Annotated in this window: 24 protein-coding genes and 2 pseudogenes; 15 read left to right on the top strand and 11 right to left on the bottom strand. The window is 71.4% G+C overall.

Going from position 1 to position 22,996, the window contains the following annotated elements:
• Window positions 1-8: 8 nt before the first annotated feature.
• The 4 genes from OO67_RS06955 to OO67_RS06940 form a co-directional block, all read right to left on the bottom strand.
• Window positions 9-443: an ATP-binding protein gene (locus tag OO67_RS06955; protein WP_033298029.1), complete on the bottom strand. Its 435-nt coding sequence runs from the start codon at window positions 441-443 to the stop codon at window positions 9-11.
• Between the two features lie 185 nt (window positions 444-628).
• A complete protein-coding gene (locus tag OO67_RS06950) occupies window positions 629-1,033 on the bottom strand; it encodes a (deoxy)nucleoside triphosphate pyrophosphohydrolase (protein WP_033298027.1) in 405 nt (134 codons plus the stop codon).
• A 69-nt stretch (window positions 1,034-1,102) separates the two neighbouring features.
• Window positions 1,103-1,285, bottom strand: a complete 183-nt coding sequence (locus OO67_RS06945) for a hypothetical protein (protein WP_033298025.1) — start codon at window positions 1,283-1,285, stop codon at window positions 1,103-1,105.
• Between the two features lie 646 nt (window positions 1,286-1,931).
• On the bottom strand, window positions 1,932-2,684 hold the full coding sequence (locus tag OO67_RS06940) for a GntR family transcriptional regulator (protein WP_033298021.1): 753 nt from the start codon (window positions 2,682-2,684) through the stop codon (window positions 1,932-1,934).
• 278 nt (window positions 2,685-2,962) lie between these two features.
• Between OO67_RS06940 and OO67_RS06935 the strand changes: the two genes are divergently transcribed.
• Both OO67_RS06935 and OO67_RS06930 read left to right on the top strand, forming a co-directional pair.
• Window positions 2,963-4,312, top strand: coding sequence for a glycoside hydrolase family 18 protein (locus OO67_RS06935; protein ID WP_033298019.1), 1,350 nt, complete (start codon window positions 2,963-2,965; stop codon window positions 4,310-4,312).
• A 90-nt stretch (window positions 4,313-4,402) separates the two neighbouring features.
• Entirely contained in the window at window positions 4,403-5,518 is a 1,116-nt protein-coding gene (locus tag OO67_RS06930) for a pyridoxal-phosphate dependent enzyme (RefSeq protein WP_033298018.1), read from the top strand.
• 39 nt (window positions 5,519-5,557) lie between these two features.
• Here OO67_RS06930 and OO67_RS06925 read toward each other — a convergent pair whose 3' ends face one another.
• Window positions 5,558-6,040, bottom strand: coding sequence for a cupin domain-containing protein (locus tag OO67_RS06925; RefSeq protein ID WP_033298017.1), 483 nt, complete (start codon window positions 6,038-6,040; stop codon window positions 5,558-5,560).
• Window positions 6,041-6,130: 90 nt separating this feature from the next.
• Here OO67_RS06925 and OO67_RS06920 point away from each other — a divergent pair, with 90 nt between their 5' ends.
• The 5 genes from OO67_RS06920 to OO67_RS39255 all read left to right on the top strand — a co-directional run bounded on the left by OO67_RS06920 (window position 6,131) and on the right by OO67_RS39255 (window position 12,606).
• The gene (locus tag OO67_RS06920) at window positions 6,131-8,716 is read left to right on the top strand and encodes a discoidin domain-containing protein (RefSeq protein ID WP_033298016.1); all 2,586 of its coding nucleotides are present in this window, start codon (window positions 6,131-6,133) and stop codon (window positions 8,714-8,716) included.
• 146 nt (window positions 8,717-8,862) lie between these two features.
• On the top strand, window positions 8,863-9,678 hold the full coding sequence (locus OO67_RS06915; RefSeq protein WP_033298015.1) for an alpha/beta fold hydrolase: 816 nt from the start codon (window positions 8,863-8,865) through the stop codon (window positions 9,676-9,678).
• A gap of 547 nt (window positions 9,679-10,225) precedes the next feature.
• Window positions 10,226-10,582, top strand: a complete 357-nt coding sequence (locus OO67_RS06910; RefSeq protein ID WP_033298014.1) for a DoxX family protein — start codon at window positions 10,226-10,228, stop codon at window positions 10,580-10,582.
• A 635-nt stretch (window positions 10,583-11,217) separates the two neighbouring features.
• The gene (locus tag OO67_RS06905; RefSeq protein ID WP_033298013.1) at window positions 11,218-11,421 is read left to right on the top strand and encodes a hypothetical protein; all 204 of its coding nucleotides are present in this window, start codon (window positions 11,218-11,220) and stop codon (window positions 11,419-11,421) included.
• Between the two features lie 117 nt (window positions 11,422-11,538).
• The gene (locus OO67_RS39255; RefSeq protein WP_051709189.1) at window positions 11,539-12,606 is read left to right on the top strand and encodes an RNA polymerase sigma factor; all 1,068 of its coding nucleotides are present in this window, start codon (window positions 11,539-11,541) and stop codon (window positions 12,604-12,606) included.
• A 70-nt stretch (window positions 12,607-12,676) separates the two neighbouring features.
• Here the strand turns inward: OO67_RS39255 and OO67_RS39560 are convergent.
• Window positions 12,677-13,153, bottom strand: a pseudogene (locus tag OO67_RS39560) (ATP-binding protein); the annotation flags it as partial.
• A 98-nt stretch (window positions 13,154-13,251) separates the two neighbouring features.
• Window positions 13,252-13,380: pseudogene (locus OO67_RS39555) on the bottom strand (IS256 family transposase); the annotation flags it as partial.
• A gap of 38 nt (window positions 13,381-13,418) precedes the next feature.
• Between OO67_RS39555 and OO67_RS36275 the strand changes: the two are divergent.
• From OO67_RS36275 to OO67_RS06885, 3 genes are all read left to right on the top strand, one after another.
• Window positions 13,419-13,589 (top strand): hypothetical protein, encoded by a 171-nt coding sequence (locus OO67_RS36275; RefSeq protein ID WP_244300052.1) that lies wholly within the window; start codon window positions 13,419-13,421, stop codon window positions 13,587-13,589.
• 420 nt (window positions 13,590-14,009) lie between these two features.
• A complete protein-coding gene (locus OO67_RS06890) occupies window positions 14,010-14,261 on the top strand; it encodes a hypothetical protein (RefSeq protein ID WP_033298751.1) in 252 nt (83 codons plus the stop codon).
• Window positions 14,261-14,653, top strand: a complete 393-nt coding sequence (locus OO67_RS06885) for a cupin domain-containing protein (RefSeq protein ID WP_033298012.1) — start codon at window positions 14,261-14,263, stop codon at window positions 14,651-14,653. Before OO67_RS06890 ends, OO67_RS06885 begins: the two co-directional genes overlap by 1 nt.
• A 132-nt stretch (window positions 14,654-14,785) precedes the next feature.
• On the opposite strand, the gene ychF is transcribed toward OO67_RS06885, so the two are convergent.
• Window positions 14,786-15,874 (bottom strand): redox-regulated ATPase YchF, encoded by a 1,089-nt coding sequence (gene ychF, locus OO67_RS06880; RefSeq protein WP_033298011.1) that lies wholly within the window; start codon window positions 15,872-15,874, stop codon window positions 14,786-14,788.
• A 229-nt stretch (window positions 15,875-16,103) separates the two neighbouring features.
• On the opposite strand from ychF, the gene OO67_RS06875 reads away from it, so the two are divergent.
• A complete protein-coding gene (locus OO67_RS06875) occupies window positions 16,104-16,721 on the top strand; it encodes a DUF6542 domain-containing protein (RefSeq protein ID WP_033298010.1) in 618 nt (205 codons plus the stop codon).
• Between the two features lie 3 nt (window positions 16,722-16,724).
• Here OO67_RS06875 and ppgK read toward each other — a convergent pair whose 3' ends face one another.
• On the bottom strand, window positions 16,725-17,462 hold the full coding sequence (ppgK, locus tag OO67_RS06870; protein WP_033298749.1) for a polyphosphate--glucose phosphotransferase: 738 nt from the start codon (window positions 17,460-17,462) through the stop codon (window positions 16,725-16,727).
• 145 nt (window positions 17,463-17,607) lie between these two features.
• Window positions 17,608-18,594, bottom strand: a complete 987-nt coding sequence (locus OO67_RS06865; RefSeq protein WP_208860970.1) for a 4-hydroxy-3-methylbut-2-enyl diphosphate reductase — start codon at window positions 18,592-18,594, stop codon at window positions 17,608-17,610.
• Window positions 18,595-18,642: 48 nt separating this feature from the next.
• Between OO67_RS06865 and OO67_RS06860 the strand changes: the two genes are divergently transcribed.
• From OO67_RS06860 to OO67_RS06845, 4 genes are all read left to right on the top strand, one after another.
• On the top strand, window positions 18,643-20,022 hold the full coding sequence (locus tag OO67_RS06860) for an APC family permease (RefSeq protein WP_382055413.1): 1,380 nt from the start codon (window positions 18,643-18,645) through the stop codon (window positions 20,020-20,022).
• Between the two features lie 30 nt (window positions 20,023-20,052).
• Complete coding sequence (xseA, locus tag OO67_RS06855) at window positions 20,053-21,264, top strand: exodeoxyribonuclease VII large subunit (protein ID WP_033298747.1); 1,212 nt, start codon at window positions 20,053-20,055, stop codon at window positions 21,262-21,264.
• A 40-nt stretch (window positions 21,265-21,304) separates the two neighbouring features.
• Window positions 21,305-21,559 (top strand): exodeoxyribonuclease VII small subunit, encoded by a 255-nt coding sequence (locus tag OO67_RS06850; protein WP_033298746.1) that lies wholly within the window; start codon window positions 21,305-21,307, stop codon window positions 21,557-21,559.
• Between the two features lie 131 nt (window positions 21,560-21,690).
• Entirely contained in the window at window positions 21,691-22,281 is a 591-nt protein-coding gene (locus OO67_RS06845) for a malonic semialdehyde reductase (protein WP_033298005.1), read from the top strand.
• Window positions 22,282-22,386: 105 nt separating this feature from the next.
• Here the strand turns inward: OO67_RS06845 and OO67_RS06840 are convergent, their stop codons facing one another.
• Window positions 22,387-22,938 carry a DUF4245 domain-containing protein gene (locus OO67_RS06840; protein ID WP_033298003.1) on the bottom strand — a complete coding sequence of 184 codons (552 nt, stop codon included), beginning with the start codon at window positions 22,936-22,938 and terminating at the stop codon, window positions 22,387-22,389.
• Window positions 22,939-22,996: the final 58 nt, after the last annotated feature.

The raw sequence follows: 22,996 nt of genomic DNA, 5'->3' as shown, positions 1-22,996 counted from the left end.
CCCCACTCCTAACCAGGCAGAGCGAGCTCGAACCACACGGTTTTGCCACCATTTCCGCGCCGGGTCCCCCACCGGCGTGCGGAACAAGCCACGAGCTGCAGTCCACGACCGCCCTCGTCCTCGGGTCCGGCGTTACGTTCGGTGGGCGGATCCGGAACCGGATCGGAGACCTCCACCAGCAGACCCCGCCCGTCGGACTCCCCGGGATCGTCACCGTCGGGATGCGGCCACACGAGCCTGACACCGATGGGGCCGGAGGCGTAGCGCAGGGAGTTCGTCACCAGTTCACTGACGAGCAGCACGGCGACGTCGCCCACGGCCGCGTCGAACCCCCAGTGGTGCAACGCGTCACGGACCGCGTGCCTGGCGCTGCGTACGGAGCCCGGAACCGCCGGAAAGCTCCACTCGGCACGATCGCCTTCGGTATCGGTCACGCCGATCACTTCCCAGGGCCGGCAGCGGGGGCGCACCCTGTTCAAAGGGCCTCATCGGCACATACCCGAAATTTGTCGCAACATATCGCAGAAGGTGACCAATGGGGCCTACGGGCGTAAGCGACCCCCCTGAGCGCCCTCACGCCGGAACCGGAGCGCCACCCCTCCTCCGAAGAGCTCGCGGGCCGTGCGGCTCAGGCCCGCGAGGCCTCCCGCAGACGGCGTACGGCTTCGGCCACGGCGGGGCGGTCCTGGTCCAGCCAGTCGACGGTGCCCGTCTCCTCCGGGGCGAGCCAGCGCAGCTCGTCGTGGTCCTCCAGCGGACTCGGCTCGCCCGACAGCAGCCGGACCGTCCACACCCGGAGCACGTAGCCGGGCTTCAGCGGCCATTCCCCGGGGATGCGCTCCAGGGGCTCGGTCTCGACGCCGAGCTCCTCCCGGAGCTCTCGTACGAGCGCCTGCTCGCCGCTCTCCCCGGGCTCCCGCTTTCCGCCCGGCAGCTCCCAGCGCCCGGCCAGCTCCGGCGGAGCGCTGCGGCGGGCGGCCAGCAGCCGCCCACCGCTGAAGACGGCCCCGGCCACCACGACGGAATCACTCATGCGCCGGAGCGTAGCCGGTGGCCTGCCGTCCCGCGGCTCCCCGTCCGGGCCTGCCCGGGACGAGAGGCCCTACGGGCGTGCGCTCCGGCTCGTACGCTCCACCCAGTAGAGCTGCTTGTGCCCATGACGGTCCAGGCCGTCAGCGATCTTCTGCGCCTCGTCCTGCGTCGCGTAGCGCCCGACGCGATACCTGTTGCCGTTGTCGTCCTGCCTGATCACCAGCCAGGGGAGCACGGCGCCGCTGTCCGTCATGGCATTCCTCCCCACCATCCCGCCCCTCTCCCCACCGGCGTGCACGTCTCTAAGGATCCCCGGGAAACCGCAGTACGCATATGCCCGAGCGTACGCCTGACCTTCACTCAGCGGATGCGTGTTTACACAAAGAGACACGCATCCGGCCATACCCATGGGGGGGCGCACTCCCCCAATGCGCCTCCCTCGCCCCCATCAGGCGGTGCCCGCACGACCGGCATCGGTGGGGGCGGCGGTGACGTGCCCGCGATCCCGCCGTCCGGCCGCAAGCCCTCGGCGCGCCCGCCGGACAGGCCGACGGGGGCGAGGGCCGAGACGGCCGACGCGAGCGCCGCCGGCCCGGAACCTGCCGGATCGGCGGTGCGCGGGCGGGCGCGCGCTCGAAACCCGGCGCGACGGGCGCTCTGCCCGATCCGCCCGGTGATGACCAGGGCGGCGGTGAGCGACGCCCGCCCATCGGTCCGGTGCGTGGTGACGAACGTGCAGCTAGGTCCTGGACATGTCAATTTGAGACGGCCGAGGGCTCCCCACCGGTCACACGCGACGGCGCGCGGTCGTCTCCGCGTCACGGGAGACGACCGGCCGGGCCCCCGCGGCGGTCACCACCGCCGCCCGCTCCCCCTGCTCCCCCCGGCCGCCCCGGCGGTCACTTGACCGGCAGATGGTAGGCGACCCGGTAGCGGTCGGCGGGGACGACCACGTCGGCCGTCTCCACCGCCCGCCCCGACGCGTAGTACGTCCGCCCGATCACCATCACCACGTGCCCCGGCACGCCGCCGAGCGCCAGGAGCTCCTCCGCCAGCCCCGGGCGCGCGCCGACCTCCTCCGCCACGTTGTCCACGACGATGTCGATCGCCGCCATGCGGTCGACGACGCCGCAGCCGCCCAGCGGGCCCTCCTCCGGCAGCATCACCGGCGTGCGCCCCGTGACGGCCAGGGGCTCCCAGGAGGTGGACAGCATCATCGGCTCACCCGCCTCCCGGAAGACGTACCTCGTGCGCATCACCCGGTCACCCGGCTCGATCCCGAGCCGCTCGGCGACCTCGGCGCTCGCCCCCTCCTGCTCGCTGCGGGACTCCCAGGTCCCCCGCGCCCCCTCCGCCGTCTGTTCCTGACGGAACGGATCGACGCCGGCCCCCGACCGGTAGCCCGAGCGCGCGATCCGGCGCGGGACCGGACGCGCGCGCACATACGTGCCCGAGCCCGACCGCCCCTCGACGAGCCCCTCGGCCATCAGCACCTTGCGCGCCTCCAGCGCCACGGTGTCCGAGACCCCGTACTCCTCACGGATCCGGGCCTGCGACGGCAGGCGGGTATGGGGAGGCAGCGCGCCGTTGACGATCTTCTCCCTGAGATCGCTCGCCACGCGCAGATAGGCGGGCTGCTCACCGAAAGGCACAGGCCACTCCCAACAGGTTGACAGACAGCAACAGCGTGGCAACCGTGGGTTGAGTACCGCAAGCGCGGGCCAGAGTTTCACCCGAAGTGATGATTCCCCGCTCACCAGCGCATACCTGACCCGGACGCGGGCCAGACGTGCGCGCACTCTTGACCCTGTTTGGTCCAGACCAATACCTTCCCTGTGCACAGCACGGCTCCCGCTGCCCCGCCGGCACCCGGAACACCCCGGCATCCGCACCCGGCACCCATCCCGGACCACGCACAGGAACGAGCCCCATGCGCCGAAGAACCCTGACCGGACTGACCACAGCCGCCTGCGCCCTGGCCCTGCTGGCCGGCCTCGCCCCCGCCGCGACGGCCGGCGGGGCCGGCCACGACCGAGGTGCGGGCCACCACGAGCGCTCGTACCGGACCGTCGGCTACTTCACCCAGTGGGGCGTCTACGGGCGCGACTTCCAGGTCAAGGACCTGGAGACCAGCGGCACCGCGGCCAAGCTCACCCACATCAACTACGCCTTCGGCAACGTCAGCGCCGAAGGCCGGTGCTTCACGGGCAACGTGCCCGGCGAGGCCGACGCCTGGGCGGACTACGCCCGCCCGCTGGACGCCGCCGGATCGGTCGACGGCGTCGCCGACACCGATACGCAGCCTCTCGCGGGCAACTTCAACCAGCTGCGCGAGCTGAAGGCCGCGCACCCCGGCCTCAAGGTGATGATCTCCCTGGGCGGCTGGAGCTGGTCCACCCACTTCTCGGACGCGGCCCGCACCGCCGCCTCCCGCAAGGCGCTCGTCTCGTCCTGCATCGACCTGTACATCAAGGGCAACCTGCCGGTGGACGGCGCACGCGGAGGCGAGGGGGCCGCCGCCGGCCTCTTCGACGGCATCGACCTCGACTGGGAGTGGCCCGGCTCCGCCGGGGACACGGACACCGTCTTCCGGCCGGAGGACAAGCGGAACTTCACGGCCCTGGTGCACGAGTTCCGTACCCAGCTCGACGCCCACGCGAAGAGCAGCCGGAAGGGGAAGCCTAAGCACTACGAGCTGTCCGCCTTCGTCCCCACCGCTCCCGCCAAGATCGACGCCGGGTTCGACGTGCCCCGCATCATGCGGGACTTCGACTTCGTCAACCTCCAGGGCTACGACTTCCACGTCTCCGGCGAGACGACGACCGCCCAGCAGTCCGCGCTCCGGGCCAAGGGCGACTTCAGCGTCGACCAGACGGTCCGTGACTGGATCGGACGCGGCGCCCCGGCCCGCAAGCTGGTGGTGGGCATGCCGTTCTACGGCCAGGGCTGGACCGGCGTCACCGGAGGCGGCGACGGGCTCGGCCAGCCGGCGGCCTCCCCCGCCCCGGCCACGTACGCCCCCGGCTACGAGGACTACAAGGCGCTCAGGAAGCTCGCGGAATCCGGGCAGTACACGGTGCACCGGGACATCCGGAACGGCCACGCCTGGCTCTTCGACGGCACGACCCTGTGGACGTACGACGATCCCCAGGTGTTGCGCGCCAAGACCTCGTACATCCGGGACCACGGTCTCGGCGGCGCGATGTTCTGGTCGCTGGACGGCGACACGGACGACGGCGAGCTGATGACCGCGGTCGACCGGGGGCTGCGCCGGCGCTGAGGGCCGTCCGGGGAGGGCGCGCGGGGAACAGGCCCTCGTGCGCCCTCCCCGGAGTGGATCACCGGCGTGCGGGGGAAATAGGTTCAGCGGATGACCGACACCCGCGTGCCCACGGCGTCATACCTCTGCCCGCAGGACGGATCCCGGGCCGACTCCACGACTCTCGCCTGGTGCTGCCCGGTCTGCGGGGGCCCCTGGGACCTCGACACCGGCACCTCCGCACCGGTCCCGCTCGACGCGTTGAACGGGCGCGTCAATTCGCTGTGGCGTTACGCCGAGGCCCTGCCTCTCGCCGCCCCCGCCGTCTCCCTCGGTGAGGGGCGGACCCCCCTCGTCCCCCTCACGGAGCAGGTCTCGGCCAAGCTCGACTTCCTGATGCCCACGCTCTCCTTCAAGGACCGCGGCGCGGTGATGCTGGCCGAACTGGCCCGCAGACTCTCCCCGGAACGGGTCGTCGCGGACAGCAGCGGCAACGCGGGGACGGCCGTCGCCGCGTACTGCGCCCGGGCCGGGCTGCGGTGCACGGTCTTCGTCCCCGAGGGGACCTCCCCCAAGAAGACCGAGCAGATCCGTGCCCACGGTGCCCCGCTGGAGACCGTGCCCGGCGGACGCGAGGCCGCGGCAGCCGCCGCGCGGACAGCCGCCGGCGCGCCCGGCACCTTCTACGCCTCGCACGTCTTCAACCCGTACTTCCTGCACGGCACGAAGACGTACGTCTACGAGATCTGGGAGGAGCTCGGCGGCACCCTGCCCGACGCCATCGCCGTACCGGTCGGCAACGGCACGCTCCTCCTGGGCGCCGCGCTCGCCACGGCCGAACTCCTCGCCCACGGCCTGATCGACCGCCGCCCCGCCCTGATCGCCGTACAGGCCGAGGCGGTCTCCCCGCTGGCGGCGGCTTTCCGGGCCGGCTCCGACGTGCTGTCCGCCGCCCCGGCCGGGGCACGGCCCACACTGGCCGAGGGGATCGCCATCCCCCGGCCACCGCGCGCACGGCAGATCCTCGCCGCCGTGAGGGAGTCGGGCGGCACCTTCCTGACGGTGACGGAGGACCAGATCCGCACGGCGCAGAAGGACCTGGCCGCCCGCGGCTTCTTCGTCGAGACGACCGGGGTCGCCTGCTGGGCGGCTGTGGGCGCCGTGACGGACCGGAGCGTCGTCGTCCCGCTCTGCGGCGCCGGCCTGAAGACGGGCCTCGCGCCGTGAGGGCGACCCGCACCCCGGGTTCCCGCGGGCTCGGCGCGCTCAGTCCGTCCAGTACGTGTCGTGCTTGATGAAGAACTCCGCCCGTTCCTTCTCCGGCCAGTCGGAGACCTGCCCCACCGTCTCGAAGTACTCCTCCCGGGGCGCCCCCGGGGTGAAGAGCAACAGCATCGAGGCGGGCTCGTCGGAGTCGTTGCGGAACGCGTGCAGGCCGCCTTGGGGCACGTACAGGAAGTCACCCGGCGTGGTGTCGGTCCACCGTTCGCCGTCGTAGATCCGCACCGTCCCGTCGAGGATGAAGAACGACTCCGAGATGGACCGGTGGAAGTGCTCGGCCGGCCCGCCCGCCCTGGGGCCCATGTTGATCCGGTACAGCCCGAACTCGCCGTGGGTCGACTCCGTCGTGGCCAGGTAGTGGGTGCTGCCTCCGCTGCGGGGCAGGAAGTTCGGGGTGGTGCCGGCCGGCCGGTACTGCGCGTTGATCTCGCCCGCGCCGCCCGTGTAGACGGGTTCCGGATACGACATGCCGCTCTCCCTGTCTCCGGCCCGGGGCCGGTCCGCTCGTCCCGCGCGCCGGTACCGCACCGGCGGCGTCGTCTTCCCTACCTTCGTACGGTGAGCCTCACGCGCATCTCTCTCCTCGCGCCCCTGATCGCGGGCACGCTGATCGCCCCCCTGCCACCGCTCTCCCACGCCGCCGGCCCCGCCCCCGCCCCCGTGTGCGGCAGGACCGGCACGCCCTCCGGCACCTCGTGGGCGCCCACGTCCACCACCTTCGGCGAGGCCGGGGGATACGACCCATACGTCGGCAACGGCTACCTGGGTCACCGCGTCCCCGCCACGGGCGCCGGATACGCCGCCACGGGCGGGAAGACGGGCTGGCCCCTCTACACCCCACGGTACGACGGTGCCTTCGTCTCCGGGCTCTACTCCCGTGACGAGAGCCTCGCCGAGGGCCGCGAGGTGATCGCCGCGCTTCCGTCCTGGACCACGCTCGACGTACGCGTCGGTTCCGAGACGTACGGCTCCACCACCCCCGCCGGCCGCATCTCGCGCTACCGCCAGACCCTCCACCTGCGCTGCGGCGTCGTGGTCACCTCCCTGCGGTGGACCACGGCCGACGGCCGCGCGACCGACCTGGTCTACGAGGTGCTGGCCGACCGCTCCGACACGCACACCGGCGCCGTACGCCTGCGGATGACCCCGCACTGGAGCGGCACCGCGACGGTGACGGGCCGGCTGGACGAGCGCGGGGCGCGCCGGGTCACGGTCGCCGGTGACGGCACGTTCCGCACACTCGGCACGGGCACGGAGGGGGCGGTCGTCCAGCGGGGCACCGACGGCGCCCGCACGGCGACGGTCAGGGCGGGCCGTTCGTACACCTTCGAGAAGTACGTCGGCGTCGACACCTCGCTCACCTCCCGCACCCCGCTCGCCTCCGCCACGGCGGCGGCGGACCGGGCGGCCCGGCGCGGATGGTCCGGGGTTCTCGCCGGCAACGCGGCGGCCTGGCGTGTGGCCTGGGCGTCCGACGTCCGGGTACCCGGCAGCGCGGACCTGCAGGCCTGGCTGCGAGCGGCGCAGTACGGGCTGCTGGCCAACACCCGGCCCGGTTCCTCGGACAGCATCGCCCCGGCCGGTCTGACCAGCGACAACTACGCGGGCATGGTGTTCTGGGACGCCGAGACCTGGATGTATCCGGGGCTGCTGGCCACCCGCCCCGAACTGGCCCGCTCCGTCGTCGAGTACCGCTACCGCACCCGGGACGCCGCGCGCGCCAACGCCGGGAAGCTGGGCCACGCAGGGCTGTTCTACCCCTGGACGAGCGCGAGCAAGGGGCGGCTGGACTCCGAGTGCCAGAGCTGGGACCCGCCGCACTGCCTCACCCAGATCCATCTCCAGGGCGATGTCTCGCTCGCCGTCTGGCAGTACTACCTGGCCACCGGTGACCGCGCCTGGCTGGCCGGCCGGGGCTGGCCGCTGCTGAAGGGGATCGCCGACTTCTGGGAATCGCGGGCCACGGCCAACGCCGACGGCAGCTACTCGGTGAAGGACGTCGCGGGCCCCGACGAGTACAGCAACGGGGTCACGGACGGCGTCTTCACCAACGCGGTCGCCGCCACCGCCCTGCGCAACGCCACCCGTGCCGCCGGCCTCCTCGGCCACCCGGCGCCCGCCGGCTGGACCCGGGTCGCCGACGGGCTGCGCATCCCCTACGACGCCGAGCGGAAGCTGTACCTCCAGTACGCCGGCTACAACGGCTCGACGATCAAGCAGGCCGACACGGTGCTGCTCGTCTACCCGCTGGAGTGGCCGATGGCGGAAGGAGCCGCCGCCGCGACGCTCGACCACTACGCCGCCCGCACCGACCCGGACGGCCCCGCGATGACCGACTCGGTGCACGCGATCGACGCCGCCGCGATCGGGGGGCCGGGCTGCGCCACGTACACCTACCTCCAGCGCGCCGTGCGCCCGTTCGTCCGCGGTCCGTACGACCTCTTCTCCGAGGCGCGGGGCGAGAAGTCCGGCGCGCAGGACCCGCTCTCGGGCTTCCCCGCCGAGGACTTCCTCACCGGCAAGGGCGGCTTCCTCCAGGTCTTCACGCACGGCCTCACGGGACTCAGGCTGCGCGAGGACGGCGTACGCCTCGACCCGCTCCTGCCCCCGCAGCTCCGCGAGGGCGTGGAGCTGACGGGGCTGCGCTACCGGGGCCGTACGTACGACATCACCATCGGCCCCAGGACGACTTCGGTCCGGCTGACGGACGGCGAGCCCTTCACCGTCCACACCCCGGAGGGCCCGCGCCGCCTCTCCGGCACCCTCACGCTTCCCACCCGTCGCCCCGATCTCACGCCGACGCCCGACGCCGCCCGCTGCCGCCCCGCGACGGCCACCTCCGAGGCCCCCGGCCTGTACGCCGAGGCGGCGGTGGACGGCAGCCCGTCGACCTCCTGGTCGCCGGACGGCGCGACGGGCACGCTGACGGTGACGCTGCGCCAGGTGACCCGGATCGCGTCGATCGCACCCCGCTGGGCGGACGCCGCACCGGCCTCCCACACCCTGGAGACCTCCCTGGACGGCCGTACCTGGCGTCCGTACGAACCGGGCGACGTGGCCCGCCAGGTCAGGCTGACGGTCCGCTCCGCGGACGCGGAGAAACCGACGGGGGTGACCGCGCTGACCGTCGTCGCCGGCGCATAGGCGGCCGCGGGACCGGAGACGGGCGGCCCGGCCCACCGACCTCACCCGCGCCCTCACCGGGCGCCGGTGCGGGCGCGCGCACGTGCGGTCGTCCCGCATGGCCGAAAACTCGAGGCGTCAGCGGTGGGCGGCGTTACAGTGCCGACATGATCAGGTCAGTGGTCAACGGTGTGTCCATCCGGTACGACGATCAGGGGCCGTCGGACGGCATACCCGTGGTGCTCGTGCACGGCCATCCGTTCGACCACACCCTGTGGGCCCCTCAGGTCACCGCACTCACGGCGGCCGGGTACCGGGTCGTGACACCGGACCTCCGCGGCTACGGCGGCAGTGAAGTCGTGCCGGGGGCCTGTCTCCTCTCCGACCACGCCGACGACATCGCCGCACTCCTCGACACGATCGGCCTGGACAGGGTGGTCGTCGGCGGTGTCTCCATGGGCGGCCAGATCACCATGGAGTTCCAGCGCACCCACCCGGAGCGGGTCCGCGCGCTCGTCCTGTCGGACACCTCCCCGGTCGCCGAGACCGACGAGGGCAAGGCCTTCCGCAACGCCCTCGCCGACCGGCTCCTCGCCGAAGGCATGGGCGGCTACGCGGACGAGGTCATCGACAAGATGATCGCCCCGTACAACGTCACGGCCCGTCCCGACGTCGCCGAGCACGTCCTGGCCATGATGCGCGGCACGGCCCCGGAGGGGGCCGCAGCCGCGCTGCGCGGACGGGCCGAGCGGCCCGACTACCGTGACACCCTCGCCAGGACCTCGGTGCCGGTCCTCGTCGTGGTCGGCGCCGACGACTTCTACACCCCGGTGAGCGACGCCCGGGCCACGCACCGCCTGATCCCGTCCGCCGAGCTCGTCGTCATCGAGCAGGCAGGACACCTCCCCGGTGCCGAACAGCCCGCGGCCTTCAACGACGCGCTCCTGGCGTTCCTCCGGACGAGGGTGGCCGTCCACGGCTGAGTGGTGCCGCCCCTTGCCCTCGCCCTCCGCAGCGGTGGGTGGGCGCCGTCGGCCGTGTGCCGAAGTCCTGAGCCAATTTCCCGCCACTTCCGCAGGCCCCGGACCGGCGGCTCTCACCTCGAACAAATGACACGGCGGCGCGGAGTGCGGGCCGTTCTCGCCGATCGGCCTGAACGGCCCGAACGGCCCGATCAACACCTGCTCACGGCAGGCCGGTTTCTCCCGGCCCGCGCAAGGCGGCTTACCGGATCGGTCGCCATCACGAGGGCGCATTCCATGGATCGATCACAAAGCGATATGCCGCCGAGAAAAGCAATACGGCGGAATATCGCACCGTTCCGACGCGTACGGTCTCAGCGCACATGCAGCGTTTTTGACCCCAACAACGTTATGCAGTAGCGGTGTCGAGCAGCAGCTACCAGGATTTCGGGTCACTGCCCCACCCGGCGGCCAGCCGATGTCACCTGTAGCGTCGCCGGCTTGTCATCCGGACGACGGCATCCCACGACGGGCACCAGCAGCACTGCCCCAACAGAGCGGGGAGAATGTGTACATCGCCTACGTCACGGTCACCATTCTCGGCGCGGTCTTCATCGGTGCCGCCGCCGTCACGTACTTGATCGGGCATGAATTCCCCAAGACCCAAGCGGACATGAAAGGCATACCCAGGAAGTACGTTCCGGTACTGGGCTCGTTGCTCGCGGCGGGCACCATCGGGCTGCTGGGCGGGTTCGCCGTGCCGCTGCTGGGAACCCTCGCCGCCGCGTGCCTCGTGCTGTACTTCACCGGCGCGATCATCGCCCACCTGCGCGTGGGCTCCCGCGACATCGTGGGCGGTATCGCGTTCCTGATCACCGCGTCGGCCGCCCTCGTCCTGGGCGTGCCGCACCGCGGCGCCTGGTGACACTCGGGGCCGGCCGGGCTCCGCGGCCGGCCGGGCTGCCGCTCCCGTACCGATTCCGGCGGAGGCGTGACGGGCATTCCCACGCCCGGCGCAATGGACGGCGACTCCGGCCCTCCGGCCGATGAGCAACCACGACGCGGAGCCGGGGCGCGAGGCCGAGGACGGGCGGGCCCCGTATTCCGGTCCCGCCCGGTACGCGAGGTCGTGGGCCGGCGGGCCCGGTATTCCGGGCCCGGTCTCCCCCGCAGGGCGCCGGACCCGGCTGTCTGCGGCGGATCTCCACAAGGCGCACGCAGGTGCCCCGTCACCTGCGACGGCTCCCCATGTGCGGAGCGAACCCCTCGTGCCCGTCACGCAGAATGTCCCGTTCGCGGCGGAGTAAAGATCTGGCCGGCGCGTCGTCCGTCGGCCGCTCAGGTGAAGAAAACGTACCGGTCCACGAACCGATGTGACCGCACCGGCTTTTCGATGGGGAAATGCATGGTGAGGGGCCGTCGGGTGGGTGGCCTCGCCACGCGCCCACGTGCTTTCATCCTTCACGTCGCGGAGGCCCCGACCGCGACAACGGCGAGGCCACTCCGTCCTGACGGAGTCGGCCTCGGCCGTTCGGAATCAGCGTGAAAGGAATTCACCTCATGAGCTCCGCCCCCCAGATACAGACCCAGGAAATCACCGACGCGGACCTGGACAACGTGTCCGGTGGCGTCTTCGCCGGCCTGGCAGGCGAGGTCTCCCTCGACACGCCGCTCTCCTCGCTCTCCGCCGGGCTGTCGGGCGCCGTCGGCGCCGACGGGCTGGGTGTCGCCGGGCTCGGGACCGCCTCCACGCTCTCGGCCTGACCCGACGCCGTGCCCGTATGCCCCCCGATGCCGGACAGGTCGTGGGGCATAGGGGCCGTGTGGCGCCGTGATCAGCGCACGACAGAGCCCGAGACCACAGTCCGGGGAGCTTGGAACGTGAGGGACCACCCACGCACGACTCGTCGGCCGATCGGCCCGGGCAACCGGTGGGAGCTCGTCTGGAGCCACCGGGACGAGCTGCTCGAGATCGCACGCCGCCGTTCGTCGAGCGCCGATGAGGCCGAGGACGCCGTCCAGGAAGCGATGCTCCGCGCGGTGGAGGACAAGAACGTCCAGTACGGCCGGGTGCGCTCATGGCTCAGGCACGCGACCGTACGCGCGTGCGCCGAACGGCACCGTCAGCTCGCCCGCGACGCGGAGTTGAGCACGAGCCCTTCCACTGCTCCCGCCGAGCCCCTTCCGGTCGAGGAAGTGGCATGCGACCGGGCAGAGGCCCGGTGGCTGGCAGACCTCAGCGACGAACTGCTGCCCGCCCGCCAGGCGGAGGCACTGCGGCTCCGGTCCCAGGACCTCGACGTCACAGAGGTCGCCCGGGCCATGGGGCTGAGCTACCGGGCGACCGAGTCCCTGCTCGCCAGGGCCAGAAGGTCGTTGCGTGATGTCCTGGCCGGGAGCTTCGTCCTGGCCATGCTCGTCTGGACGTTCGTACGCAGGTTCCCGCGCACGGGGGCCACCCGGTCAGCAGTGGCGGCCTCGGCCGCGGTCACGGCAGCCACAGTGGGACTGTCCCTGCCCGCCGCTCCCCCCGACCGGCCGGACGGCCACCCTCCGAGGGCCGACGCCGGTGCGCTGCGCCCCGCCCCGGCCACGGACTTCTCCACTCCCCGCCCGGCTCCGGAACGTCCGCAGGCACCGTCCCCCTCCCCGGCCCCGGACCGCGTCGCTCGCGTGACCCGGGACGCCCCCCAGCCCGATCCGGGAAACCCGCCGGGGAACCACGAGCCGGGGGCCGCGGCAGCGGTGGGGATACGGATCGGATCCGTCACGCTGACAGCGGGACTGCCGTCGGCGTCCACGCCCACGTCGATACCGCCCCTGCCCGTGGAAGCGCCCCACGCCTCCTTCACGCAGGCGCCCTCGGCACCGTCCCGCATCGCGACCGACACGGCGACCGCACTTTCGCATCTGCCGCGGCCGGACCGCAGGGGCGCTCTCCCACGCTGACCGGCCGTCGCACGCGCTACCGCATCTGATCGCGCTCCCCACCTCCCTTGCGTCGCCCGCCACCCGCCACTCACAGCGGCCAGGCGGTCAGCAAATCGCCAGGGCCGTAGGCGGCATCGAGCCCCGGACAGTCGACTCCGCTGCGCGAGACCGCCACGACTGGAACAGGTTCCCCAGTGAGGGCAGCCCGGTGTCGATGGAGAGCTGCCAGGTCGTGCCGATCGAAGGGCGACTGCTCCAGCCACTTGATGGAGCCGACGAAGAGCAGTTCCTTGGCAATGGGGGCGCGGTCCGCCCCGACGATATCGATCTCGACGTCGTTGGTACGGGTCCCGGGCCTCGCGGACAAGGGGCTCGACGGCTCGGCCGCGCCAGCTGGTCCAGTCCTCCCGGATGCGCGCCAAGGCCAGATCGCCCCGCCCCCGCTCGATCTCCTCCATGGACGGGCCGAGCAGGTGCAGCCAAACCGCAGGTAGGGATCTGTCACGATCACGAGCCACGGACCTGCGTTTCGAGTGCGGCACCGGGCCGGTCGCACGGGAGCAGGGGCCAAGGCCGGCATCCCTGACGAACACGATGTCACCGAGGGCCGTGCCGGCGTCGTTGGCGAGGTTCACGCTTTTCGTCGTCCAGGTGGATGCCGAGGAGGTGGCCGGCGATCTCACCCTGGAGCGCGGACTCCAGCAGCCGCTTGGCCAGCTGCTGAAGCAGTCCACCCTCGCCAGTCAGTCGGAGGCCGTCGGCCTGAGCACGGCCGACCGACGCGTCGATCAGCCGACCGTCACCGCCTTCCTCTCACGTAGGGAACCTTCATGCCCGACGTCTTCGTCAACTACCGCACAGGCGACGAGGAATCCGCAGCGACCATGATCGCTCGGAAGCTCGCCCGGCGGTTCGGCGGCGAGCGGATCTTCTTCGCCGGCAACTCGATCGAGTTCGGACACCGCTTCCCGGTGGAACTGGTCAGGGTGGTGGAGGAGTGAGAGGCGCTCCTCGCCGTGATCGGCCCGCGCTCACTGTCCCAGCACGGTAGGGCTGACCAGAGGTGATGACAGGTGACGACGGTCAGGCATCCCAGCACCATCCCAGCACGGAAACGAACCAGGGGCCCGACCCCGAAAGGTCGGACCCCTTCTGATCTGCATGTCTGCCAGGTCATCGACGTGATGGTAATTACTCGCTACACGTTGAAGCGGAACGCCTGCGGACTGACCCTGACCTGCGGCGGAGCCCTGTCTAGGGCCCTGACCAGCCATTTCCCCGTTGGCTCGCGCTGGCCTGCGACGGGCGCCTACGGGTGTCCTGCGGACTCTCTGCGGACCGGACGGATACCCGTCCGCACAGTCCGCGCGGCCACGACCATTTACACCCAGAGACTTACGACCACCGGTAGCATGGGCACCATGAGCAGTAGCAAGAAGTACTCGATCAGCCTGCCCGAGGACCTCGCCGAAGCCGCACGCGCCCACGTCGGGCCCGGCGGTTTCTCCTCCTACGTCGCCGAAGCCCTCGAACAACGGGTCGCCATGGACAAGCTCCGGGAGATCGTCGCCGACTTCGCGACCGACAATGACGAGCTCACCCGCGAGGAGGTCGAAGCCGCCCGCGCGCTGCTGCGCCATGACCACCGGCAGGTCGGCGGGGCCGCAGCCTGATGCCCGGCACCCTGCTGCTCGACAGCGAAGGCCTCTCCAAGCTCTACCGCAAGGACCGCACCGTCATGGCCCTGATCCAAGCGGCATCGGAGGAAGGCATCCGCGTGGCCACAAGCGCCATGACCACCCTCGAGGCCGACTACGAGCGCATCCACCCCGCCCGGATCAAGTGGGTCCTCTCCCGCGTCGACGTTCACGACGTCACCAAGGAGATCACCGATCAGGCCGCAGCCCTCCTGCGCAGCCACCGCCTCCACGGCCACAAGTACGCCGTCGACGCCGCCTTCGCCGTCATCGCCCGCACCGCACCCCAGCCGGTCACCGTCCTGACCTCCGACCCCGAGGACCTGACGCTCCTGTGCGGCGCCGCCGTAGAGGTCGTCAAAGTCTGAACGCCGACCGCAGTCGCACCAACCAGACCCGTCACCAGCACCTCAGCGCTTCGCGGCACAAGGACTCCACGCGGACGTACGCCTGCACCCGACCCACCAACAAGCGGGCCGGGCACATTTCTTGACTGGTCGTCAGACGTTGAAGCGGAACTCCACCACGTCGCCGTCCTGCATCACGTAGTCCTTGCCCTCCATGCGCGCCTTGCCCTTGGCGCGGGCCTCGGCCACCGAGCCCGTCTCGACGAGGTCCTCGAAGGAGACGATCTCCGCCTTGATGAAGCCCTTCTCGAAGTCGGTGTGGATCACACCGGCCGCCTCCGGGGCCGTGGCGCCCTTCTTGATCGTCCAGGCGCGGGCTTCCTTCGGGCCTGCCGTGAGGTAGGTCTGGAGGCCCAGGGTGTCGAAGCCGACGCGGCCGAGGGTGGCCAGGCCGGGCTCTTCCTGGCCCATGGACTGGAGGAGCTCGAGGGCCTCGTCGTCGTCGAGCTCGATCAGCTCGGACTCGATCTTGGCGTTGAGGAAGATGGCCTCGGCCGGGGCGACCAGTGCGCGCTGCTCGGCCTTGAAGTCCTCGTCGACCAGCTCGTCCTCGTCGACGTTGAAGACGTACAGGAAGGGCTTCGTCGTGAGCAGGTGCAGCTCGTGCAGGAGCCGGCCCTTCTCGGTACCGGCCGTGATGCCCTTCGAGAAGAGCGTGTCGCCCGCCTCGAGGATCTTCTGGGCCTCCTCGACGGCGGCGAGGACGGCGGCCTTCTCCTTCTGGAGGCGGGCCTCCTTCGTCAGGCGCGGGACGGCCTTCTCGACGGACTGGAGGTCGGCCAGGATCAGCTCGGTGTTGATCGTCTCGATGTCGTCCTTGGGCGAGACCTTGCCGTCGACGTGGACGACGTTCTCGTCCTTGAAGGCGCGGATGACCTGGCAGATCGCATCGGACTCGCGGATGTTCGCGAGGAACTTGTTGCCCAGGCCCTCGCCCTCGCTCGCACCCCGCACGATCCCCGCGATGTCCACGAAGTCGACGGTGGCGGGGAGCAGCTTCTGCGAGTTGAAGATCTCTGCGAGCTTGTTCAGCCGGGGGTCGGGGACGCCCACGACGCCGACGTTCGGCTCGATGGTGGCGAACGGGTAGTTGGCCGCCAGCACGTCGTTCTTGGTCAGGGCGTTGAACAGGGTCGACTTGCCGACATTCGGCAGGCCGACGATTCCGATCGTGAGCGACACTTTGGCGACTTCCTGGAGTGAGGAGAGGGGCTGTCCGGGCGGGCCGGGAGTGGACCGGTTCTCCAGTTTACGGGCGGGGCCGGGCGGCCCGTCACGGGTGCGGAGGCGGAGGCCCGTCCACGGCCGAACGGTCCTGTTTCAGCCGTGTGGGATCGAACGCAACGCCAAGGTCACCCAAAGCGCGTGTCCAACGCCCGAAAGAGTGCACCCGGCGACCTAGGTTGTCGGGGTGGAGCAGCACAGGACACGTACCCCGCAGCGCAGGCAGCCCTCGCAGGGCCGGCCCGCCCAGCCCGGCGGCCTCGGTGAGGTCACGGCCCCGGCCGCATACCCGGTGACGGTGGCGGTCGCACCGGTGACGAGCCCGGCGCCGGGTTCCCGGCCCGGCGGCGTTCCGCCTGTGGTCAGGGCGCTGCGCCGATTCCCCAACCCCCGGCTGACCGGCATCGGCGCCGGACTCTTCGCGGCGCTGGCCATGTTCCTGCTGGCGTGCCTGGACCGGCTTCTTCTCGGCGGTTCCGAACTCGTGTACGGGCTGCTGTTCCTGCCCGTCAGTGCCCTGACCGCCCTCTGGGTCCGGCCCGCCGACCTGGTCACGGCCCCGATCATCGTGCCCATCGCCTTCGCGGTCGGCGTGATCCCCGTAGCGGGCGGCACGGGCGGCTTCGGCGGACAGGCGATGGCCGTCGTGACCGCGCTCGCCGTCCACGCGGGCTGGCTGTACGGGGGCACGCTCATCGCCGGTCTCATCGCCACCGTACGGAAGGTCCGGCAGATGCGGGAGCGGCAGCGCCACCTGCTCCGGGCCGACCGGGCAGACCGGGCCGCCCGCCGCCCCCGCGCGTAGGTCCTACTTGCCTGCGGCCGCCATGGCCGCGCCGACGATGCCCGCGTTGTTCTGCAGCTCGGCGGGGACCATCTCGGCCCGTACGTGTTCGATGAGCGGCAGGAACTTCTCCGCCTTGCGGCTGACGCCCCCGCCGATGATGAAGAGTTCGGGCGAGAACAGCATCTCCACGTGGACCAGGTATTTCTGCACCCGGTGCGCCCAGTGGTGCCAGCTCAGGTCCTCGTCCTCCTTGGCCTTCGTGGAGGCGCGCTTCTCGGCGTCGTGGCCGTGCAGCTCCAGGTGGCCGAGCTCGGTGTTGGGTACCAGCTGCCCGCCGGTGAAGACCGCGCTTCCGATGCCCGTACCGAGGGTCAGCATGATCACCGTGCCCTTGCGGCCGCGGCCCGCGCCGAAGGTCATCTCGGCGACTCCGGCGGCGTCCGCGTCGTTGAGGATCGTCACGGGCTGCCCGATGCGGTCGCTGAGGAGCGCCCGGGCGTCCGTGTCGATCCAGCCCTTGTCCACGTTGGCCGCGGTCCTGGTGATGCCGCCGGTGACGACTCCGGGGAACGTGATGCCGACCGGCCCCTGCCAGTCGAAGTGCCCGACGACCTCGGCCACACCGTCGGCCACGCTCGCGGGCGTGGCCGGGTGAGGTGTCAGTACCTTGTGGCGCTCCTGCGCCAGCTCTCCGCGGTCCAGGTCCACGGGCGCACCCTTGATCCCTGAACCGCCGATGTCCACACCGAAGATCTTCATGCCGTCCACGGTACGGGCAGGTGGCGCGGATCACTCCCCGGAGGGGGGATCCGGTGGGAGCGCCCGGGTCACTCCGCGGCGGTGGGACCGGCGGTGGCGCCCGGCGTCACTCCGCGCAGAGCGGGCGCACCGGGCTCCACCCGGGTCACTCGGAGAGCGCCGCGGCCTCCGCGCGAAGGTCACGGCGGAGTTCCTTGGGGAGCGAGAAGGTGATCGACTCGTCGGCGGTCTTCACCGTCTCCACGTCCGCGTAACCCCGCTCGCCCAGCCACTCCAGCACGCCGTCGACCAGTACGTCGGGCACCGAGGCGCCCGAGGTGAGGCCGACCGTGGTGACGCCCTGCAGCCACGCCTCGTCGATCTCGTCGGCGAAGTCCACCAGATGGGCGGCGGGCGCACCGGCGTCCAGGGCGACCTCGACCATGCGGATCGAGTTGGAGGAGTTCTTCGAGCCGACGACGATGACCAGCTCGGCGTCCTCGGCCAGCTTCTTCACCGCGACCTGGCGGTTCTGCGTGGCGTAGCAGATGTCGTCGCTCGGCGGGGAGAGAAGGTTCGGGAACTTCTGCTTGAGCGCGCCGACGGTCTCCATCGTCTCGTCGACGGAGAGTGTGGTCTGGGAGAGCCAGACGACCTTCGACTCGTCGCGGACCTCGACGTTCGCCACGTCCTCCGGGCCGTCGACCAGTGTGATGTGGTCGGGCGCCTCACCGCTCGTGCCGATGACTTCCTCGTGGCCCTCGTGGCCGATCAGGAGGATGTCGTAGTCCTCCTTGGCGTAGCGGACGGCTTCCTTGTGGACCTTGGTGACCAGCGGGCAGGTCGCGTCGATGGTGGCGAGCTTGCGCTCGGCGGCCTCCGCGTGGACGGTCGGGGCGACTCCGTGCGCGGAGAACATCACGATGGAGCCCTCGGGCACCTCCGCGGTCACGTCGACGAAGATCGCACCCTTCTTCTCGAGCGTTTGCACGACGTACTTGTTGTGCACGATCTCGTGACGGACGTAGATCGGCGCACCGTACTGCTCCAGGGCCTTCTCGACGGCGATCACGGCGCGGTCCACGCCCGCGCAGTAGCCACGGGGTGCGGCGAGCAGGACACGGCGGGCAGGAGTTGCAGTCATGCGTCCCATCGTAAGGCCGTACCGAACAGGCGCCGGGACAGCGGGGTCGCGAGACTGATGCGTACGCAATCAAGCGACGGAGGCTTCATGGCGGGCAGCGGCAGCAGCGCGGAAGAGGGAAAGCTGCGGCGCACACTCGGGTTCCGGGACCTGGTGGTCTACGGGCTGCTGTTCATCGCACCCATGGCCCCGGTCGGCGTGTTCGGCACGCTGGACGCCCGGTCCGACGGGGCCGTGGCTCTCGTGTACCTCGTGGCGACCGTGGTGATGGCCTTCACGGCGTTCAGCTACGCCCAGATGGTCCATGTAGCGCCGCTCGCCGGGTCTGTCTTCGCGTACGCCCGCAAGGGGCTCGGGGAGGGGCCCGGGTTCATCGCCGGGTGGATGGCGATGCTCGATTACCTGCTCATCCCGGCGGTGGCCTACCTCTTCTCCGGGATCGCGATGAACGCGCTGGTCCCCGAGGTGTCGCAGTGGGTGTGGACGGCCATCGCGGTCGTCGTGACGACCCTGCTCAACCTCTGGGGTGTGAGGGCCGCGGCCCGGGTGGGCTTCGCGGTGCTCGCCATGGAGATCGTGGTGCTGCTGGTGTTCGTGGTGTCGGCCGTGGTGGTGCTGGTCAGGGACGGGGCGCGGCGTGGCTGGCTGACGCCGCTCACCGGGGATTCCGAGTTCTCGATGGCCGCGGTGCTGGGCGCGGTGTCCATCGCGGTGCTGTCCTATCTGGGCTTCGACGCGATCGCCTCGTTCGCGGAGGAGGTGACGGGGGGGTCGGCCAAAGTCGCGCGGGCGGTGCTGTTCTGCCTGGTGCTCGCGGGGGCGCTGTTCGTGGTGCAGTCCTATCTTGCGGCGCTGCTGGAACCGGTGAGTTCGGCGGAGCTGGCGGCGGATCCGGCGAAGCAGGGGTCGGCGTTCTACGACGCGGTGGATGCCTCGGTCGGGAGCTGGCTGCACGATCTGGTGGCCGTCAGCAAGGCCATCGGTGCCGCCTTCGCGGCGCTGGCGGGGCAGGCGGCCGCCGGCCGTCTGGTGTTCGCGATGGCCCGGGAGCGGCGGCTCCCCACGTTCCTGTCCCAGATCGACGCCAGGTCCGGGGTGCCGCGCGTGGCGATCATGTGCGCCGCCGTGGTGACGCTGGTGGCGGCGGTGTGGGCGGCCCGGCGCGACGACGGGCTCGACCATCTGGTGTCGGTGGTGGACGTCGGCGCGCTCACGGCGTTCGTACTGCTGCACGCGTCGGTGGTGGGCTGGTTCGCGGTACGCCGGATGGAGGGTACGCCGAGCTGGTGGCGCCACGTGCTGATGCCGGTGGTGGGTGCGGCCATCCTGGTCGCGGTGATCCTGGAGGCGACGACGAGCGCCCAGCTGGTGGGGTTGTGCTGGCTGGGGATCGGGCTGGTGGTGCTGGCCGTGCAGTGGGGGCGGCGGGCCGCCTGATTGTCGGCACCGGCCGATACCCTCGCCCGTATGGCTCTCACTACGTCCCCGGAAGCCCCGCTGCCCGTCGGCGACGTGTCACGGCTGATCGGCGGGTGGATCGACCGGCTCGGCGCGGTCTGGGTCGAGGGGCAGATCACGCAGCTGTCGCGCCGGCCGGGAGCCGGGGTGGTGTTCCTGACGCTGCGCGACCCGTCCCACGACATCTCGGTGAGCGTGACCTGCTTCCGGCAGGTCTTCGACCGGATCGCCGATGTAGTGACGGAGGGCGCGAGGGTCGTCGTCCTCGCCAAGCCGGAGTGGTACGCCCCGCGCGGGCAGCTGTCGCTGCGGGCCACGGAGATACGGCCGGTGGGCATCGGCGAGTTGCTGGTGCGGCTGGAGCAGCTGAAGAAGTCACTGGCCGCCGAGGGCCTCTTCGCACTGGACCGGAAGAAACCGCTGCCCTTCCTGCCGCAGTTGATCGGCCTGGTCTCCGGGCGCGCGTCGGCGGCGGAGCGCGACGTGCTGGAGAACGCCAGGCGGCGCTGGCCGGCGGTGCGCTTCGAGGTGCGCAACACCGCGGTGCAGGGGGTGCACGCGGTGAATCAGGTGGTCCAGGCGGTCCAGGAGCTGGACGGGCTGGACGCGGTCGACGTGATCGTCGTCGCCCGCGGCGGCGGCAGCGTCGAGGACCTGCTGCCGTTCTCCGACGAGGCGCTGATCCGTGCCGTGGCCGCGTGCCGCACGCCGGTGGTCTCCGCCATCGGGCACGAGCCGGACTCGCCGCTGCTCGACCTGGTGGCCGATCTGCGGGCGTCCACACCGACCGACGCGGCGAAGAAGGTCGTGCCGGACGTGGGCGAGGAGCTCGACCGCGTCCAGCAGCTCCGGGACCGCGCGCTGCGGACCGTACGGGGCCTGATCGACCGGGAGGAGCGCGGGCTCGCGCACGCGCTGGGCAGGTCCTCCATGGAGCGGCCGCAGCGGATGGTGGACGAGCGGGAGGCGGAGATCGACGCGCTGGTGGGACGGAGCCGCAGGGTGCTCGGGCACCTGCTGGACCGCGCCGACTCCGAGCTCGCGCACACCCGTGCCCGGGTCGTGGCGCTGTCGCCCGCGGCGACGCTGGAGCGGGGTTACGCCGTGCTGCAGCGGCCGGACGGTCATGTGGTGCGCTCCCCCGCGGACGCCGGGGCGCCGGGCGAGGAGCTGCGGGCGCGGGTCTCCGAGGGCGAGTTCACCGTACGGGTCGCGGAGTGACCGGGCCGGTTTGTCGGAGCCCGCGCATAGGGTGGTCGGCATGACGGACGACGGGACGACGACGGCTGCCGCGACGGGCACGCTCGGGTACGAGCAGGCGCGGGACGAGCTGATCGAGGTCGTACGCCGCCTGGAGGCGGGCGGCACGACGCTGGAGGAGTCGCTTGCCCTGTGGGAGCGCGGCGAGGAGCTGGCGAAGGTGTGCCGGCACTGGCTGGAGGGTGCGCGGGCCCGGCTGGACGCGGCGCTGGCGCGCCCCGAGGAGGCCTCCGGGGCGGGCGACGGCACGGACTGAGCGGGCGGGGGCTCTTCGGGCGCGCTTGTGCGGTGGATCACCCCGGGACGGATTTAGTTGAAGCTTAATCTATCTTCCGGTTACGGTGACTCCGTCGCTTGACCCGTTCCGTTCGGAAGGTACCGCTCCAGATGTCCCTCGTTCTTGACCCCGCCGCCCAGGACCTGCTCTTCCGCGAGGCCCGCACCGCCAACACGTTCACCGACGAGCCGGTGACCGACGAGCAGGTCCAGGCGATCTACGACCTGGTCAAGTACGGCCCCACCGCCTTCAACCAGTCGCCGCTGCGCGTCGTCCTGGTCCGCTCGGCCGAGGGCCGTGAGCGTCTGGTCAAGCACATGGCGGAGGGCAACCGCCCGAAGACCGCGGCCGCCCCGCTGGTCGCCCTCCTCGTCGCTGACCACGAGTTCCACGACGAACTCCCGGCGCTCCTGCCGCACTTCCCGCAGGCCAAGGACGCGTTCTTCTCCGAGCGCCCGGTCCGCGAGCAGTCCGCCGCGCTGAACGCGGGGCTGCAGGCCGCCTACTTCATCATCGGCGTCCGTGCCGCCGGCCTGGCCGCCGGCCCGATGACCGGCTTCGACGCCGCGGGCATCGAGAAGGAGTTCCTGGACGGCGACCACAAGCTGCTCATGGCCGTCAACATCGGCAAGCCGGGCGAGGACGCCTGGTTCCCGCGCCTGCCGCGCCTGTCCTACGACGAGGTCGTCACGACCGTCTGACCCGCTCCCGGAACCAGCGGAAGAGCCCCGCGACGCTCGGCGTCGAGGGGCTCTTCGCGGTTCCTCCGGCCCAGCGGGTCCCCCGGCCGGGCGGCGTGGCCGCCGTCAGGAGGCGGCCGGGGCGGAGGCGGTTCCGACGGGCGCGGTCTTCAGTGCGGCGGCCATCTCGGCCAGCCGCTCCGCCGGGGCCGAGCCGGTGACCACCGTCGTCACACCCTCGGCGCGCAGTACCAGCGCGTCGTACTTCGGGCCCTCCCAGACCTCCCACGCCCGGCCCGAGACCTCGCGCGTACGGCCGGTGTTCTCGGCGGCCTGGCTGACCTGGGGGACGTACTTCTTCGCCGGGGTCGTCGACTGCTCCACGGCGACGTACCGGTCGTCCGGGTCGAGGTAGCCGAGGTGCCAGCCGGCGGCGTTGTGTCCCTCGTACGAGACGGAGGTCGGCTTCCAGCCCTCCGGCAGTCCGGCCGGGGCCGCCACCGGGTACGGCGCGGCACGACGGGCCGTCGCGAGCTCGACCCGGTAGTCGACCGCCTTGATCGGGTCGGCCTTGTCGTCGTGCGGGATGAAGATGTAGACGACGCCCGCCACAGCGGTGATCACGAGCATCGACAGGATCATGTCCCGGACGGTCTGCTTGCCTCGCTTGCTTGCCACGGACTCAATGGTGGCATGCGCCGCCCGGGGCCCAGCCATCGGGCACCCGCTCAAACGT

The sequence above is a fragment of the Streptomyces atroolivaceus genome (assembly GCF_000717025.1).
Classification (GTDB): domain Bacteria; phylum Actinomycetota; class Actinomycetes; order Streptomycetales; family Streptomycetaceae; genus Streptomyces; species Streptomyces atroolivaceus.
The sequence above is the reverse complement of the archived record's forward strand: the minus strand, read 5'-3'. Positions and strand labels throughout refer to the sequence as shown.

Excerpts from the sequence above, each read along its gene's own strand:
- OO67_RS06860 (WP_382055413.1), top strand. The coding sequence starts at position 18,643 with ATGCGTACGCAATCAAGCGACGGAGGCTTCATGGCGGGCAGCGGCAGC.
- OO67_RS06930 (WP_033298018.1), top strand. The coding sequence starts at position 4,403 with ATGACCGACACCCGCGTGCCCACGGCGTCATACCTCTGCCCGCAGGAC.
- OO67_RS06885 (WP_033298012.1), top strand. The coding sequence starts at position 14,261 with ATGCCCGGCACCCTGCTGCTCGACAGCGAAGGCCTCTCCAAGCTCTAC.
- OO67_RS06905 (WP_033298013.1), top strand. The coding sequence starts at position 11,218 with ATGAGCTCCGCCCCCCAGATACAGACCCAGGAAATCACCGACGCGGAC.
- xseA (WP_033298747.1), top strand. The coding sequence starts at position 20,053 with ATGGCTCTCACTACGTCCCCGGAAGCCCCGCTGCCCGTCGGCGACGTG.
- OO67_RS06935 (WP_033298019.1), top strand. The coding sequence starts at position 2,963 with ATGCGCCGAAGAACCCTGACCGGACTGACCACAGCCGCCTGCGCCCTG.
- OO67_RS06915 (WP_033298015.1), top strand. The coding sequence starts at position 8,863 with ATGATCAGGTCAGTGGTCAACGGTGTGTCCATCCGGTACGACGATCAG.
- OO67_RS06850 (WP_033298746.1), top strand. The coding sequence starts at position 21,305 with ATGACGGACGACGGGACGACGACGGCTGCCGCGACGGGCACGCTCGGG.
- OO67_RS06945 (WP_033298025.1), bottom strand. The coding sequence starts at position 1,285 with ATGACGGACAGCGGCGCCGTGCTCCCCTGGCTGGTGATCAGGCAGGAC.
- OO67_RS06950 (WP_033298027.1), bottom strand. The coding sequence starts at position 1,033 with ATGAGTGATTCCGTCGTGGTGGCCGGGGCCGTCTTCAGCGGTGGGCGG.
- OO67_RS06865 (WP_208860970.1), bottom strand. The coding sequence starts at position 18,594 with ATGGGACGCATGACTGCAACTCCTGCCCGCCGTGTCCTGCTCGCCGCA.
- ppgK (WP_033298749.1), bottom strand. The coding sequence starts at position 17,462 with ATGAAGATCTTCGGTGTGGACATCGGCGGTTCAGGGATCAAGGGTGCG.
- OO67_RS06845 (WP_033298005.1), top strand. The coding sequence starts at position 21,691 with ATGTCCCTCGTTCTTGACCCCGCCGCCCAGGACCTGCTCTTCCGCGAG.
- OO67_RS06925 (WP_033298017.1), bottom strand. The coding sequence starts at position 6,040 with ATGTCGTATCCGGAACCCGTCTACACGGGCGGCGCGGGCGAGATCAAC.
- OO67_RS36275 (WP_244300052.1), top strand. The coding sequence starts at position 13,419 with ATGCCCGACGTCTTCGTCAACTACCGCACAGGCGACGAGGAATCCGCA.
- OO67_RS06890 (WP_033298751.1), top strand. The coding sequence starts at position 14,010 with ATGAGCAGTAGCAAGAAGTACTCGATCAGCCTGCCCGAGGACCTCGCC.